Below are 15,397 nucleotides of genomic sequence, written 5' to 3' on the forward strand. Positions count from 1 at the left end.
GTCCGCGGAGTGTCGCGTCATGAACACCCATGACCCAACCGGCAGGATATGCGCAAAATCATCATGTCGGGTATGTCCGGCGGAGAGGGGTCCCAGGGTGAGCGGTACGGCGAGGACATCACGCGGCTACCGGCCCGACCAGGTCGACGCCTACCTGGCGGTGCTGTCCCGCGACCGGGACGCCGCCTGGGAGCGCGCGGCCCGGCTGACCGTGCTGGCCAGGCGGATGGAGGGCGAGTCCGCGCGGCTGCGCGAGACGGCCGCCGGGCTCGCTCCGCAGGAGTACGACGCCCTGGGCGAGCGTGCCCGGCACGCGTTCGGGCTGCTGCGCGAGGAGGCGGCCGGCTTGCGCGAGCGGGCCCATGACGAGGCGCGGCACCAGGTCGACCGGGCCGAGCAGGAGGCCGCCGGGCTGGTGGGTGCCGCGCGGGAGGCGGCGCGAGCGCTGTGCGCCGAGGCCGAGGAGGAGGCCGGGCGGCTGCTGCTGGCGGCGCGTACCGAGGCGGACGGCGTGCGCGTCGGCGCCCGGCGGGAGGTGCGCGAACTGCGCGGGCAGGCCCTCGCGCTCCTGCGTGAGGCGCGGGCCCACGGTGCCGCCGTCCTCGCCGAGCAGGACGCCGAGCACGCCGAGCGCGGCGCTGCGGTCGGGCACGCGGGGTCGGAGCGGTCGGTCGAGGCCGAGACCCGCCTCGCCCAGCGGACGGCCCGCGCGGAGGCCGAACTCGCCGCTGCCGAAAGTGCCTTTGAGGAGGCGTCCGTTTCGGCCCGGCACCGCCAGGACGAGGCGCACGCGCGTGCCGCCGAGATCCTCGCCGAGGCCCGCCGCCACGAGGAGCGCACCGCCCGCGAGACGGAACGCGTACTGCGCGAGCACAGCGACACCTGGGACGACGTACAGGCCCAGACGAGCCGCGTACGGGACCGGCTCACGGCGCTGACCAGCCGGGCCGCCGCGCGGTGATGCCCGGGTCGGGGACCGGATGCCCTAGGGGGCGGGTTGCCCCTGACGCGGCGTAAGGGTGGAGGCTGAGTCGGGTCCGGGGTGGAGACGACCCTGAGAAGGGCTCCACCCGGCGGTGGAGTACCCCTAGGGGTATCTCCGTACGAGGGCTCGGGGAGGGTTCGTCCCCGCGGAGGACGAGAGCGGGCATGCCCCGTCCTTAGTCTGGCTTTATGCCGCCGGGGGGCGGCTGACCGAACCTCGGGGGTAGGGATTTCCCCCCTGGAGACGGGGGTCCGCACCAGCGTGCGGCACCCCCCGTCACGGCCAGACTCGAGGCGTAGCGCACGGACGTACCGGCCCGCACCTTCCCGCATCGCACCGCGACCCAGGTCGCCCGCGATCGATCCGCATAGGAGACATACCGTGACATCGGCTGTGACCATTCCCAGGCACGGGGGTACTGGAGGGCCTACGGCCGTCGCCGCGCGGGCGCGGCAGGTCGTGAAGGCGTACGGCGCCGGGGAGACCCGTGTCGTCGCCCTCGACCACGTCGACGTGGACATCTCCCGTGGCCAGTTCACCGCGATCATGGGTCCCTCGGGCTCCGGCAAGTCGACCCTGATGCACTGCCTCGCCGGTCTGGACACGGTGACCAGCGGTCAGATCTATCTGGACGAGACCGAGATCACCGGCCTGAAGGACAAGAAGCTCACCCGGCTGCGCCGCGACCGGATCGGCTTCATCTTCCAGGCGTTCAACCTGCTGCCGACGCTGAACGCGCTCGAGAACATCACGCTGCCCATGGACATCGCCGGCCGCAAGCCCGACAAGGCGTGGCTGGACCAGGTCGTGGAGACCGTCGGGCTCGTGGACCGCCTCAAGCACCGGCCCGCCCAGCTCTCCGGCGGCCAGCAGCAGCGTGTCGCCGTGGCCCGCGCGCTCGCCGCCCGCCCGGAGATCATCTTCGGCGACGAACCGACCGGAAACCTCGACTCGCGCGCCGGCGCCGAGGTCCTCGGCTTCCTGCGCCGCTCGGTGGACGAGCTGGGCCAGACCATCGTCATGGTCACCCACGACCCCGTCGCCGCCTCCTACGCCGACCGCGTGCTCTACCTGGCCGACGGCCGGATCGTGGACGAGATGCTGAAGCCCACGGCCGACCAGGTCCTGGACCGCATGAAGGACTTCGACGCGCGGGGGCGCACATCATGACCGTCCTGAAGACCTCGCTGCGCAACTTCCTCGCGCACAAGGGCCGGATGGCGCTCTCCGCGATCGCGGTCCTGCTGTCGGTGGCGTTCGTGTGCGGCACGCTGGTGTTCACCGACACCATGAACACCACCTTCGACAAGCTCTTCCAGGCCACGTCCTCCGACGTCACCGTGAGCGCCAAGGGCGCCTCCGACACCGGGGAGACCACCTCCGACACCGGCAAGCCGCCCGTCCTGCCCGCCGCGGTGGTCGACGAGATCAAGCGGACGCAGGGGGTGAAGTCGGCCGAGGGCACGGTGTTCTCCACCTCGGTCACCGTGGTCGACGGCGACAAGGACAAGCTGTCGCCCACCAGCGGCGCGCCGACCATCGTCGGCAACTGGAACGGCAACGACGCCCGCACCATGAAGATCACCACCGGTGCGGCGCCCACGGCCTCCGGCCAGATCATGGTCGACGCCGACACCGCGAAGAAGCACCACCTGAAGCTCGGCGACGACATCGGCGTCATCACCGCCATGGGCACGCACCACGCGCGCGTGTCCGGCATCGCCACCTTCACCGTCACCAACCCCGGCGCGGCGATCTTCTACCTGGACACGAAGACCGCCCAGCAGACCCTGGTCGGCCGCACCGGCGTCTACACCAACGTCAACGTCACCGCCGCCCAGGGCATCACCGACGCCCGCCTCAAGCAGGACGTGAGCAGGGCCCTCGGCGCCGGTTACAAGGTGCAGACCGCCAAGGAGGTGGCCGACGCCAACCAGCAGGACGTGAAGAGCTTCCTCGACGTCATGCGGTACGCGATGCTCGGCTTCGCCGGGATCGCCTTCCTGGTCGGCATCTTCCTGATCATCAACACCTTCTCGATGCTGGTCGCCCAGCGGACCCGCGAGATCGGCCTGATGCGCGCCATCGGCTCCTCCCGCCGCCAGGTCAACCGCTCGGTGCTGATCGAGGCCCTGCTGCTCGGCGTCATCGGCTCCTTGCTCGGCGTCGGCGCCGGGGTCGGCATCGCCGTCGGCCTGATGAAGCTCATGGGCCAGATGGGCATGCACCTGTCCACGGACGACCTGACGGTCGCCTGGACCACCCCGGTGGCCGGTGTGGTGCTCGGCGTCGTCGTCACCGTCCTCGCCGCCTACCTGCCGGCCCGCCGCGCGGGCAAGGTCTCCCCGATGGCCGCCCTGCGCGACGCGGGCGCCCCGGCCGACGCCAGGGCCGGTGTGATCCGCGCGGTGATCGGTCTGGTCCTCACCGGGGCGGGCGCGGCCGGCCTGTTCGCGGCCGCCGGGGCCGACAAGGCCACGGCCGGCTCGGCCTGGCTGGGCCTCGGCGTGGTGCTGACCCTGATCGGCTTCGTGGTGATCGGCCCGCTGCTCGCCTCCGGCGTGGTGCGCGTCCTGGGCGCGATCGTCCTCAGGGTCTTCGGCCCGGTCGGCCGCATGGCCGAGCGCAACGCGCTGCGCAACCCGCGCCGCACCGGCGCGACCGGCGCGGCCCTGATGATCGGCCTCGCCCTGGTCGCCTGCCTCTCCGTGGTCGGCTCGTCCATGGTGGCCTCCGCCACCGACCAGCTCGACAAGACCGTGGGCGCGGACTTCATCGTCCAGAGCGACAACGGCTCCGTCATCACCCCGCAGGCCGTCGACGCGCTCAAGAGCACGCCGGATCTGGAGCGGGTCACCGAGTACAAGGTCCTGCCCGCCGCGCTGACCACTCCGGACGGCAAGGTCTCCAAGCACGAGACGATCAACGCGGCGGACCCCTCCTACGCCCAGGACCTGCGCACCGAGACCGTCCAGGGCGACCTCGCCGAGGCCTACGGCCCCGACTCCATGTCCGTCTTCGCGGGCTTCGCCAAGGACCACGGCATCAAGCTCGGCTCCAAGGTCGACGTCGCCTTCAAGGACGGCCGCACGGCCACGCTGACGGTCCGCGCGATCACCAGCGACGACGTCGTGATCGACAAGGGCGCGATGTACGTCTCCATCGCCACCGTGAAGAAGTACGTGTCCGCGGACAAGATGCCGCTCGACGTGCTGTTCTTCGCCACCGCCAAGGACGGCCGGCAGGACGCCGCGTACAAGTCGCTCAAGGCGGCGCTGCACGACTACCCGCAGTACACCGTGCGCGACCAGACCGACTACAAGCAGGCCCTCAAGGACCAGATCGGCCAGCTCCTCAACCTGATCTACGGCCTTCTGGCCCTGGCCATCATCGTCGCCGTCCTCGGCGTGGTGAACACCCTCGCCCTCTCGGTGGTCGAACGCACCCGCGAGATCGGCCTGATGCGCGCCATCGGCCTCTCCCGCAGGCAGCTCCGCCGCATGATCCGCCTGGAGTCCGTGGTGATCGCCCTGTTCGGCGCCCTCCTCGGCCTCGGTCTGGGCATGGGCTGGGGCGCCACGGCCCAGAAACTGCTGGCCCTCCAGGGCCTGACGGTCCTGGAGATCCCGTGGCCGACGATCATCACGGTGTTCATCGCATCGGCGTTCGTGGGCTTGTTCGCGGCCCTGATCCCCGCGTTCCGGGCGGGGCGGATGAACGTGCTGAGCGCTATCGCCACGGAGTAAGGGGCAGTGAGAAGGCTGGTGCCGGGGGCTTGGGGGCTCCCGGCACCATTCTTTGCTGTCGGGGGTAGAGCCCCCTGGTACGCGAGCTGCGGCACAGGGCACCAGAGCGGCAGAGGTTATCCACAGCCCCGCCAAGCCGGACCGCAGCGTCGTAGGCTGGAAGACCCCCGGCCCGTACGACGAGTCGGGCGATTCGCGTTCCCACCCCCAGGACGGAAAGCCCCTCCATGAGCCTGCACGGTCTGCTCGACGCCGTCGTCAAGGACCCCGCCCTCGCGGAAGCGATCACCGCGGCCACGGACGGCAACCGCCCCCACATCGACCTCGTGGGTCCCTCCGCAGCCCGCCCCCTGGCCATCGCCGCCCTGGCCCGCGGCACCACCCGAACGGTCCTCGCGGTCACCGCCACCGGCCGCGAGGCCGAGGACCTGGCCGCGGCCCTGCGCTCGCTGCTGCCCTCCGAGGGCGTCGTGGAGTACCCCTCCTGGGAGACGCTGCCGCACGAGCGCCTCAGCCCGCGCAGCGACACCGTCGGCCGCCGCCTCGCCGTCCTGCGCCGCCTGGCCCACCCGCGCCCCGACGACCCCGACACCGGCCCCGTCTCCGTCGTCGTGGCCCCCGTGCGCTCCGTGCTCCAGCCGCAGGTCAAGGGCCTGGGCGACCTGGAACCCGTCTCCCTGAGGACCGGCCAGACCGCCGACCTGAACGAGATCGTGGAAGCCCTCGCGGCCGCCGCGTACGCGCGCGTGGAGCTCGTCGAGAAGCGCGGCGAGTTCGCCGTACGCGGCGGCATCCTGGACGTGTTCCCGCCCACCGAGGAACACCCCCTGCGCATCGAGTTCTGGGGCGACGACGTCGAGGAGATCCGCTACTTCAAGGTCGCCGACCAGCGCTCCCTGGAAGTCGCCGAGCACGGCCTGTGGGCCCCGCCCTGCCGGGAACTGCTGCTCACCGACGACGTGCGCGCCCGCGCGCGTGCTCTTGCCGAGGAACACCCCGAGCTGGGCGAACTGCTCGGCAAGATCGCCGAGGGCATCGCGGTCGAGGGCATGGAATCCCTCGCCCCGGTCCTCGTCGACGACATGGAACTGCTCCTCGACGTGCTCCCCGAGGGCTCGATGGCCGTGGTGTGCGACCCGGAGCGGGTCCGTACCCGCGCCTCCGACCTCGTCGCCACCTCCCAGGAGTTCCTCCAGGCGTCCTGGGCGGCCAGCGCGGGCGGCGGCGAGGCGCCCATCGACGTCGGCGCGGCCTCCCTGTGGTCCATCGCGGACGTGCGCGACCGCGCGCGCGAGCTGGACATGATGTGGTGGTCCGTCTCGCCGTTCGCCGCCGACGAGGAGTTCGACGGCGACACCCTCAAGCTCGGTATGCGCGCCCCCGAGACCTACCGCGGCGACACCGCCAGAGCGCTCGCCGACACCAAGGGCTGGCTCTCCGACGGCTGGCGCACGGTCTTCGTCACCGAGGGCCACGGCCCGGCCGCCCGCACGGTCGAGGTCCTCGGCGGCGAGGGCATCGCGGCCCGTCTCGACGCCGACCTCGCCGAGCTGAGCCCGTCCGTGGTGCACGTCTCCTGCGGCTCGATCGACAACGGCTTCGTGGACGCGGCGCTCAAGCTGGCCGTCCTCACCGAGACCGACCTGACCGGGCAGAAGGCCGCCGGCCGCGAGGGCGCCCGTATGCCCGCCCGCCGCCGCAAGGCCATCGACCCGCTCACCCTCGAATCGGGCGACTACATCGTCCACGAGCAGCACGGCGTCGGCCGCTACATCGAGATGGTGCAGCGCACCGTCCAGGGCGCCACCCGCGAGTACCTGGTCGTGGAGTACGCGCCCGCCAAGCGCGGTCAGCCCGGTGACCGGCTGTACATCCCCACCGACCAGTTGGAGCAGATCACCAAGTACGTCGGCGGCGAGGCCCCCACCCTCCACCGCCTCGGCGGCGCCGACTGGACGAAGACCAAGGCGCGCGCCAAGAAGGCCGTCAAGGAGATCGCCGCCGACCTGATCAGGCTGTACAGCGCCCGCATGGCCGCCCCCGGCCACGCCTTCGGCGGCGACACCCCCTGGCAGCGCGAGCTGGAGGACGCCTTCCCGTACGCGGAGACCCCGGACCAGCTCACCACCATCGCCGAGGTCAAGGAGGACATGGAGAAGTCGGTCCCGATGGACCGCCTGATCTGCGGCGACGTGGGCTACGGCAAGACCGAGATCGCGGTCCGCGCCGCCTTCAAGGCCGTCCAGGACGGCAAGCAGGTCGCCGTGCTCGTCCCGACCACCCTGCTGGTGCAGCAGCACTTCGGCACGTTCTCCGACCGGTACTCGCAGTTCCCGGTCAACGTGCGCGCCCTCTCCCGCTTCCAGACCGAGACCGAGGCCAAGGCCGTACTGGAGGGGCTCAAGGACGGCTCCGTGGACGTGGTCATCGGCACCCACCGCCTGTTCTCCTCCGAGACCAAGTTCAAGGACCTCGGCCTGGTCATTGTGGACGAGGAGCAGCGCTTCGGCGTCGAGCACAAGGAGCAGCTCAAGAAGCTGCGCGCCAACGTGGACGTCCTCACCATGTCCGCCACGCCCATCCCGCGCACCCTGGAGATGGCGGTCACCGGCATCCGCGAGATGTCCACGATCACCACCCCGCCCGAGGAGCGCCACCCGGTCCTGACCTTCGTCGGCCCGTACGAGGAGCGGCAGATCGGCGCCGCCATCCGCCGCGAACTGCTGCGCGAGGGCCAGGTCTTCTACATCCACAACCGTGTCGAGTCCATCGACCGCGCGGCCGCCCGGCTCCGCGAGATCGTCCCCGAGGCGCGGATCGCCACCGCCCACGGCCAGATGTCCGAACAGGCCCTGGAACAGGTCGTGGTGGACTTCTGGGAGAAGAAGTTCGACGTCCTGGTCTCCACGACCATCGTCGAGTCCGGCATCGACATCTCCAACGCCAACACCCTGATCGTGGAGCGCGGCGACAACTTCGGCCTCTCCCAGTTGCACCAGCTCCGCGGCCGCGTCGGCCGTGGCCGCGAGCGTGGGTACGCCTACTTCCTGTACCCGCCGGAGAAGCCGCTCACCGAGACCGCGCACGAACGGCTCGCCACCATCGCCCAGCACACCGAGATGGGCGCGGGCATGTACGTGGCCATGAAGGACCTGGAGATCCGCGGCGCGGGCAACCTGCTCGGCGGCGAGCAGTCCGGCCACATCGCGGGCGTCGGCTTCGACCTCTACATGCGCATGGTCGGCGAGGCCGTGGCCGACTACCGGCGCCAGTTGGAGACCGGCGAGATCGAGGAGGAAGCGCCGCTCGAGGTCAAGATCGAGCTGCCGGTCGACGCGCACGTCCCGCACGACTACGCGCCCGGCGAGCGGCTGCGCCTCCAGGCGTACCGGTCCATCGCCTCCGCCAACTCCGAGGACGACATCAAGGCCGTCCGCGAGGAACTCACCGACCGCTACGGCAAGCTGCCCGAGCCGGTGGAGAACCTGCTGCTGGTCGCCGGTCTGCGCATGCTCGCGCGGGCCTGCGGCATCGGTGAGATCGTCCTCCAGGGCAACAACATCCGCTTCGCGCCGGTGGAGTTGCGCGAGTCGCAGGAGCTGCGGCTGAAGCGGCTGTACCCCGGCTCGGTCATCAAGGCGACCGCGCACCAGGTGCTGGTGCCGCGGCCCAAGACGGCGAAGGTCGGCGGCAAGCCGCTGGTCGGCCGCGAACTCCTGGGCTGGGTAGGGGAGTTCCTGGGGTCGATCCTGGGGTCCTGAGCCGGTTGCTCCAGAGGGCCGGGGGAGCGGATGTTCCCCCGGCCCTTTCCGCTGCCCGGGCCCGGTGTCAGTCGGCCGCCGAGTGGAAGAGCATCGCCGTGAGCGCGCGGAACGTGTCCTCCGGGTCGTCCTCCCCCAACTGGCCGTCGAGGTTGTGGCCGAGGAGCAGCGTGGCGTAGCCGTGAGCCAGGGACCAGGCGGCCATCCCGGCCAGCCGGGCGTCGGGGCCCCGGTCCCCGGGGTCGACGCCGGCGACTGCCTGGTTCAGGGCGTCGGCTGCCAGTGCGCGGGCCGTGGTCAGTTCGAGGTCCTCGGCGCGCAGCAGCTCCGGACTGAACATCACCTGGAAGTGCGCGGGGTGCTCGCGGGCGAAGCGGACGTAGCGCACACCCGCCTCACGCAGCCCGGACGACTCCCGCACCGCCTGCGCGAGCAGCCCGAACCCCTCGGCGGCTATCGCGGTGAGCAGTCCGGTGCGGTCCTTGAAATGGTGCGCGGGCGCCGCGTGCGAGACCCCGGCCCGGCGGGCGAGGTCGCGGAGGCTGAGCGCGCCGGGGCCGTCGGCGGCGATGACGTCGAGCGCGGCGGACAGCACGGCGCGGCGCAGGTCGCCGTGGTGGTACGACCGCCGTTCCGCGGACGCGGACTTCGAGGGGCTCATGCCCACCAGAATACGCGGAATCTAGTCATTGACAAGTTCTCCCCGGTTCGGCAATCTAGTCAGTGTCAAGTCGAAGGCGGCCGGCCGACGGTCGCATCCGGGGGAGGAGACTGGCATGTCCGAGAAGACGCTGGAAGCAGTGGAGACGGCCCGCGTGCGGCAGCTCTGGCACCTGCTGGAGCCGTTCCACGCACTGCTCTACTACGCACCCGAGGTCGAGCGGGAGATGGCCGCGCTCGGGTACGGCACCGAGGACCGCTGGCCCGCGTACTTCCCGCTTCGCGCGGCCCCGTTGGGTGAGGTCGGCCCCGAGCGGGTTGCCTCCGCCTTCTACAGCTTCAGCCCGCGCATGGTCGCCGGACACATGGAGCGGTCGTGGGACATCGCCGGCCCCCGGGACGTGCTGTCGGCCCGCCTGCGCGGTATCGACCGCGCCTATCGCGCCGTCCTCGGAGACCGTGTCGACGGTGCGGACCTCGCCGAGGCCGCCGCCCTGGCCCGCCGTGCGGCCGAGTCCGCGGGTACCGGCGGCCGCCCCCTCGCGGCGGCCAACGCCGAACTGCCCTGGCCCGAGGCCCCGCACCTCCAGCTATGGCAGGCGGCCACGATCCTGCGCGAGCACCGGGGTGACGGCCACCTGGCCGCCCTGCTGGTCGCCGGGCTCGATCCCGTGGAGTCCCTGGTGTCCTTCGCGGCGATAGGCGCCGCGTCCGTGGAGCGCTTCCGCAGTCGCGGCTGGAGCGATGAGGAGTGGGAGGCCGCCCGTGAACGCCTCGGCGTGCGGGGCCTGGTGGAGCCGGACGGTACGGCCACGCAGGAAGGTCGCGCCCTGCGTCGTCGGATCGAGGACCACACCGACCGACTGGCCGCGGCCCCATGGCAGTCCCTCGGCCGCGCGGACGCCGACCGTCTCGCCGACCTCCTCGGCGATCACTGGGTCGCGGTCCTCTCCTCCGGTCTGCTGCCCTCCGAATCGACCCTGGGGATAGGCAAGGTGTGAGCGAGGCGCGCGAACCGGCAGACGCCCAGAGCCCCGAATGACCCTGTACGCCCCTTTGGTTCCTCTCCATCAAGCGCGGCCCGGCGGTTACGGTGGAGGGCGGATCTCTCCGCCCGCGTCCGCGGACGGACCTGGGCGAACGAGGGGGGCGCCGTGAAGCGTCTGTGGGGCGGGGCAGTCACCGCCATGGTCGTGCTGACCACCGTGACGGGCTGCAAGACCGAACAGGTCAAGGGGTCTTCCGGCGCCGAGGAGACCGGTGCCCGCGGCGCCGCCCTGACCGCCGCCGACTCGCTCGAGGTCAAGGGCCGCGCGCCGAAGACCGGTTACGCCCGCGAGCGCTTCGGCAGCGCCTGGGCCGACACCGACTCCAACTCCTGCGACACCCGGGACGACATCCTCAAGCGCGACCTGAAGGAGGTGAAGTTCAGCGGAGGCAAGTGCAAGGTCACCTTCGGGGTGCTCGAACCCGACCCCTACTCCGGCAAGACGGTCACCTACCGGCGCGGCCGCAGCCTGGTCGACATCGACCATGTCGTCGCCCTCTCGGACGCCTGGCAGAAGGGCGCCAAGTACTGGGACACCAGCAAGCGCATAGCCCTCGCCAACGACCCCCTCAACCTCCTGGCGGTCGACGCGAGCACCAACCGCGGCAAGGGCGACGGCGACACCGCCAGTTGGGTCCCCCCGGAGAAGAAGTACCGCTGCACCTACGTCGCCGCCCAGGTCGCCGTGAAGAAGAAGTACGGCCTCTGGGTCACCTCGGCGGAGAAGTCCGAGATGAAGAAGATCCTCATGAGCTGCCCCGCTCAGAAGCTCCCCACCGGCGGCAACCCCACCAAGGCCCCGTCCCGCTTCCGGGCCCGCTGAGCGGCTGCCGCCCGCCAGGTCAGCCCTTGGCGCTCGCGGCCTTCAGCGAGTCCACGAGGTGCCCCGCCAGCTTGGCGGCGTTGGCGGCGCCGTTGTCCTTGCCGGTGGAGGACGTCACGGTGACCACGGCATTGCCCACGCGGGCGGCCACCAAGGTCGTGCCGTTCTCCCAGTGACCACTGGTGAGTGTCATGGTGTAGGCGTCGTCACCGAGTCCGGAGGTGGTGGTGCCCGCGAGCTTCACTTTCGAGTGGTCGTTGAGGTCCGTGAACGTGGCACACGCCCCGGCGGCGGCACGCACCTGCTGCATCACCGTGTCGGCGGTCGTGCCCTGGAACACGTCGATCTCCTGGACCATCTCCTCCGTCTCGTCCTTGTTGGCGTACTCGCCCTGCGCGAACGACACGCCTCCCTTGAACCCCGAAGCGTCGAGCCAGGTCGTGTTCTCGAACTTGGTGCAGTCCGGCTTGGCCGTGTCCCGGCTTGCCGGGGAGACGAACTGGTCGCCGCTGTCCGAGAAGCCGTCCGAGAGCGCGCTGAGGTGGGAAGGGAAGAACGACGCCGGCGCCAGAGCCTTCTTGAGCTGGGTGCCCGTCATCAGGCCGGCGTTCAGGTTCTTCGCCTTCGGCTCCTTGGGTGAGGCGCCGGAGTCGGAAGAGCTGGGGGAGCAGGCGGCCAGGGCCAGCGGAAGGGCGGCGACGGCGAGAACCTGGGCGAAGCGGGACTGGATGCGCATGAGAGTTCCTACTGAAGAGTTGGTGAGCGGAAGAGAGAAGACGAGAAAAGGCGTGGGAAGAGAGGGGAAGCGAGTCCGGCGTCCGGGCGGGAAGTGCGCCGGGCGGCGGAAGAGTTCCGCGAACGGAGTGTCGGTTAGGGGGAGTGCCGGGAGTGACCGTCACGTCCCGCACCGGCGGATGGAGCCGGTGCGTCAGCCGGTCTTCTTCCAGCCGCCGCAGCCGGTCGACTTGAAGTAGGTATCCGTGGGGCGGATGGTCACCGCGGCGGTCCCGGTCGTGTCGTCGGCGGCGATGACCGAACCGAGGCCATGCTTGGCGACCTTGGTGCGCTCCCAGTGGCAGGAGCCGTCGGCGTCGCCGGTCGAGCGATAGGTGCCGGGCTCGATGTCCGAACCGACCCGGAAATCGCCGTCCCCAGGCAGTACGGCCTTGGCCTTGCCCGACTCGGTGCCCCCCGAGGCCCTGCCCTGACCGCCCGGCTGTCCGCCGGACTTGCTCCCGGCGGTGGCCGGAGCCTCCTTGCCCGCGCCGCCGGTGCCGCCGTCGCCCTCATGGTTGTCGGCGTTCGCGGACACGACGCCGATGACGACGAGTCCGGTGGCCGCGCTGAGCGCGATCCTGCCCTTCATGCCCACGGCAAGGCCCCTCCCCGATGCATACGGCCAACCCCCTCCGGTTGGCCGCTCGTTCGCTGGGTCAATAAGAGCAGAGCTTGTGAACCGAGTCAACACGATTCACAAGAAGTGGAGAGTGCACAGGTGTGAATCCATGAGTCTTGTAAGCGTCGGTATGCTCGGTGCACACATGGAACGAGGGGAGCCGGGGCCGGTGCAGGACAACGCAACAGAGGTGACCGCGGCCGGGATCGCGCGGCTCGCCGGGGTAGGCCGGGCCGCCGTCAGCAACTGGCGCCGCAGGCACCCCGACTTCCCCAAGCCGGTGGGCGGTACCGAGACCAGCCCCTCCTTCGCCCTAGCCGAGGTCGAGGCATGGCTGCGCAGGCAGGGGAAACTCGCCGAGGTCCCGCTGCGGGAGCGGGTCTGGCAGCAGCTCACCGGCCACCCCGAGGGTCCCGCCACCGCCCTGGTGCACGCGGGCTGCGTCCTGCTGCTCATCCAGGAACGGCCCACCGTCTGGCTCGACATCGAAGCCGGCTCCGACGAGCGCCTCGCCGCGCGGCTGCCCGGGGTTCTCGACCAGGTGACCGGGTCGCGGTTCGGCTGTGAGCCCGTGAACGAGTCGGCCCCTGTGAACACCGCGCCGCCTGTTCACACCCCCTCCGGGCCGCAACTCCTCCCCTCCGCCCCCCTCCTGCGCGGCGCCGCCGAACTCGCCGCCGAACTGGGAGCGCGGCAGACCTTCGAGTTCCTGCTGGGCCGGTACCTGGACGTCCACTCGCGCCAGTTCACGCCCACCCCGGCCGAACTGGCGGGCCTCATGGCCGAGCTGGCCGGCCCCGCCGACACCGTCCTCGACCCCGCCTGCGGCACCGGCGCCCTGCTCCGCGCCGTGGACGCCCGCCCGCAGCAGACCCTCTGCGCCCAGGACAGCGCCCCCGACCTCGTCGCCCTCACCGCGCTGCGGCTCGCCCTGCGCACCCGGGCCGCCGTGCGCGGCGCCGTGGGCGACACCCTGCGCGCCGACGCGTACCCGGAGCTGCGGGCCGACGTCGTCCTGTGCCACCCGCCGTTCAACGAGCGCAACTGGGGCCACGACGAACTCGCCTACGACGCACGCTGGGAGTACGGCTTCCCGGCGCGTACCGAGTCCGAGCTCGCCTGGGTGCAGCACGCGCTGGCCCGGCTCGCCGACGGCGGCACCGCCGTGCTGCTCATGCCCCCCGCCGCGGCCTCCCGCCGCTCCGGGCGCCGCATCCGCGCCGATCTGCTGCGCCGGGGCGCCCTGCGCGCCGTGCTCGCACTGCCGGTCGGCGCGGCGCCGCCGTACAACCTCCCGCTCCACCTGTGGGTGCTCCGCCGCCCCGACCGGACCCCGGCGGCGCCGGAGGTGCTGCTCGTGGACACCGGCGCGTTCGCCGGGGAGGCACGCGGCGGCCCGGACTGGCAGGCGGTGCGGGACGCCGCGCTCGACACCTGGCGCTCCTTCGCGCGCGACGGGCGGCTCGCCGAGCGGCCCGGCCTCGCGCGCTCCGTGCCGGTCATCGAACTCCTCGACGACGACGTGGACCTCGCCCCCGCCCGCCACCTCCCGCCCCCCGCCGCGGCCGACGGGGTGGAGCAGCTCGCCGCGGTCCGGGACGACCTGGCCGCCACTCTCCGCCTCACCACCGGCCTCACCCCGCCCACCGCCGCCCCGGCCCCGCCCACGCGCTGGCCGCTCACCACCATCGGTGAACTCGCCCGGGGCGGCGCCCTGACGCTGCGCACCGGCGGAACCTCAGGCACCCTGACCGCCGGCACGCACGCCGGCGGCACCCCCGCCGCCGGCACGCACGCGCGCGTGCCCGTGCTGACCGACCACGACGTGCTCGCCGGATCAGCGCCCTCCGGCACCCTCCCCGAGAGCGACGAGGAGACCGTGCTGACCGAGCCGGGCGACGTGGTCGTACCCGTACTCGGCGGCGGCTCGGTGGCCCGCGTGGTGGACGCGGAGACGGCGGGCGCCGCCCTCGGCCGCAACCTCGTACTGCTGCGCCCGGACGCCGCCTCGCTCGACGCGTGGTTCCTCGCCGGGTTCCTGCGCGGCACCGCCAACAACCGCCAGGCCAGCAGCTACGCCTCCACCGCCACCCGCCTGGACGTGCGCCGCCTGCAACTGCCCCGTCTCCCGCTGGAGGAACAGCGCCGCTACGGCGACCGCTTCCGCGCCCTGGACGACTTCGAGCGGGCGCTGCGCCAAGCGGGCAGGCTGGGGGAGCAGTTGCTGCGCGGCATGTACGACGGGCTCACCGACGGGACGGTCGCGCCGCACTGACCGGAACCCCGGACAACGGTTCGGTACAACTTGTAACACCCTGTCGGTGTCGGCCTATACGCTCGAACCCTGATACCGAACCGTCCAGGAGCAGCCATGCACGGCCACGGGGAGCCGCCGCCCGTCCGCAACGCGGGGACCGTCATCACCCTTCGCGTGCTGATGGCCGCATGCTCCCTCCTGTCCTGCGGCGTCTTCGCGTGCGTGCCGCTGTTCCGGATCGCGTTCCTGCGGGGGCGGTGGTACGACTGGCTGGTGTCCTGGGTCAGCCTGGTGCTGTCCGTCGGCTGCTTCGTGGCGGTCGGTGAACTGCCGGAGGGCGACCCGTGGAGCGACGTCGCGGCGATCGCCATCCTGTGCGTCGCCGTGGGCGCGGCCGTCCACTTCCTGGTCGCGGACATCCGGTTCCACAACAGGGCGGCCACGCAAGCCGGTTACGCGTCGGCCCATGTCCAGGCGATGCCCATGACGTACGGCTACCCGCAGCCCGCCTCGCTCTACACGGACACGCCGGTCCAGATGCCGCCCCCGCCCCGGCCCGAACACCCGGCGCCGCAGACGTACATGCAGAGCCCTCCGCCCCAGCCGTCCGCTCCTCCCCGTCCCGCCCCCGCGCGCATCGACCAGGTGCGCGCCGAGCTGGACGAGCTGAGCGACTACCTGCGCCGGCAGGACGGCAAGCCCGAGGGCGGACGGTGAGCGT

The 15,397-nt window shown here is 71.8% G+C and carries 11 protein-coding genes; 8 read left to right on the forward strand and 3 right to left on the reverse strand.

All coding sequences use genetic code 11. The annotated features are described in order from the left end of the window. Positions 1 to 97 precede the first annotated feature (97 nt). The 4 genes from HEK131_RS03100 to mfd all read left to right on the forward strand — a co-directional run bounded on the left by HEK131_RS03100 (position 98) and on the right by mfd (position 8,492). Complete coding sequence (locus HEK131_RS03100; protein WP_244333581.1) at positions 98 to 961, forward strand: cellulose-binding protein; 864 nt, start codon at positions 98 to 100, stop codon at positions 959 to 961. Between the two features lie 405 nt (positions 962 to 1,366). Next, positions 1,367 to 2,155 carry an ABC transporter ATP-binding protein gene (locus HEK131_RS03105; protein ID WP_217462026.1) on the forward strand — a complete coding sequence of 263 codons (789 nt, stop codon included), beginning with the start codon at positions 1,367 to 1,369 and terminating at the stop codon, positions 2,153 to 2,155. After that, positions 2,152 to 4,731, forward strand: coding sequence for an ABC transporter permease (locus HEK131_RS03110; RefSeq protein WP_244333582.1), 2,580 nt, complete (start codon positions 2,152 to 2,154; stop codon positions 4,729 to 4,731). The genes HEK131_RS03105 and HEK131_RS03110 overlap by 4 nt, the downstream gene beginning before the upstream one ends. Positions 4,732 to 4,958: 227 nt before the next feature. Beyond that, positions 4,959 to 8,492: a transcription-repair coupling factor gene (mfd, locus tag HEK131_RS03115; RefSeq protein ID WP_244333583.1), complete on the forward strand. Its 3,534-nt coding sequence runs from the start codon at positions 4,959 to 4,961 to the stop codon at positions 8,490 to 8,492. Positions 8,493 to 8,559: 67 nt separating this feature from the next. Here the strand turns inward: mfd and HEK131_RS03120 are convergent, their stop codons facing one another. Next, on the reverse strand, positions 8,560 to 9,153 hold the full coding sequence (locus tag HEK131_RS03120; RefSeq protein WP_244333584.1) for a TetR/AcrR family transcriptional regulator: 594 nt from the start codon (positions 9,151 to 9,153) through the stop codon (positions 8,560 to 8,562). A 115-nt stretch (positions 9,154 to 9,268) separates the two neighbouring features. Here HEK131_RS03120 and HEK131_RS03125 point away from each other — a divergent pair, with 115 nt between their 5' ends. Both HEK131_RS03125 and HEK131_RS03130 read left to right on the forward strand, forming a co-directional pair. After that, positions 9,269 to 10,153, forward strand: a complete 885-nt coding sequence (locus HEK131_RS03125) for an SCO6745 family protein (protein WP_244333585.1) — start codon at positions 9,269 to 9,271, stop codon at positions 10,151 to 10,153. 153 nt (positions 10,154 to 10,306) lie between these two features. Next, on the forward strand, positions 10,307 to 11,023 hold the full coding sequence (locus HEK131_RS03130) for an HNH endonuclease family protein (protein ID WP_244333586.1): 717 nt from the start codon (positions 10,307 to 10,309) through the stop codon (positions 11,021 to 11,023). Between the two features lie 19 nt (positions 11,024 to 11,042). Here HEK131_RS03130 and HEK131_RS03135 read toward each other — a convergent pair whose 3' ends face one another. Together HEK131_RS03135 and HEK131_RS03140 are read right to left on the reverse strand one after the other, a co-directional pair. After that, positions 11,043 to 11,759: a hypothetical protein gene (locus HEK131_RS03135; RefSeq protein WP_244333587.1), complete on the reverse strand. Its 717-nt coding sequence runs from the start codon at positions 11,757 to 11,759 to the stop codon at positions 11,043 to 11,045. A gap of 192 nt (positions 11,760 to 11,951) precedes the next feature. Next, positions 11,952 to 12,389: a hypothetical protein gene (locus HEK131_RS03140; RefSeq protein ID WP_244333588.1), complete on the reverse strand. Its 438-nt coding sequence runs from the start codon at positions 12,387 to 12,389 to the stop codon at positions 11,952 to 11,954. A gap of 199 nt (positions 12,390 to 12,588) precedes the next feature. Between HEK131_RS03140 and HEK131_RS03145 the strand changes: the two genes are divergently transcribed. Together HEK131_RS03145 and HEK131_RS03150 are read left to right on the forward strand one after the other, a co-directional pair. Further along, on the forward strand, positions 12,589 to 14,694 hold the full coding sequence (locus tag HEK131_RS03145; RefSeq protein ID WP_244333589.1) for an N-6 DNA methylase: 2,106 nt from the start codon (positions 12,589 to 12,591) through the stop codon (positions 14,692 to 14,694). Between the two features lie 96 nt (positions 14,695 to 14,790). After that, a complete protein-coding gene (locus tag HEK131_RS03150; protein ID WP_244333590.1) occupies positions 14,791 to 15,393 on the forward strand; it encodes a hypothetical protein in 603 nt (200 codons plus the stop codon). Positions 15,394 to 15,397 lie beyond the last annotated feature (4 nt).

It is taken from the genome of Streptomyces seoulensis, assembly GCF_022846655.1.
In the GTDB taxonomy this organism is placed as follows: domain Bacteria; phylum Actinomycetota; class Actinomycetes; order Streptomycetales; family Streptomycetaceae; genus Streptomyces.

Coding starts and splice junctions, on each gene's coding strand:
- HEK131_RS03110 (WP_244333582.1), top strand. CDS start 2,152: ATGACCGTCCTGAAGACCTCGCTGCGCAACTTCCTCGCGCACAAGGGC.
- mfd (WP_244333583.1), top strand. CDS start 4,959: ATGAGCCTGCACGGTCTGCTCGACGCCGTCGTCAAGGACCCCGCCCTC.
- HEK131_RS03120 (WP_244333584.1), bottom strand. CDS start 9,153: ATGAGCCCCTCGAAGTCCGCGTCCGCGGAACGGCGGTCGTACCACCAC.
- HEK131_RS03125 (WP_244333585.1), top strand. CDS start 9,269: ATGTCCGAGAAGACGCTGGAAGCAGTGGAGACGGCCCGCGTGCGGCAG.
- HEK131_RS03135 (WP_244333587.1), bottom strand. CDS start 11,759: ATGCGCATCCAGTCCCGCTTCGCCCAGGTTCTCGCCGTCGCCGCCCTT.
- HEK131_RS03140 (WP_244333588.1), bottom strand. CDS start 12,389: ATGAAGGGCAGGATCGCGCTCAGCGCGGCCACCGGACTCGTCGTCATC.
- HEK131_RS03150 (WP_244333590.1), top strand. CDS start 14,791: ATGCACGGCCACGGGGAGCCGCCGCCCGTCCGCAACGCGGGGACCGTC.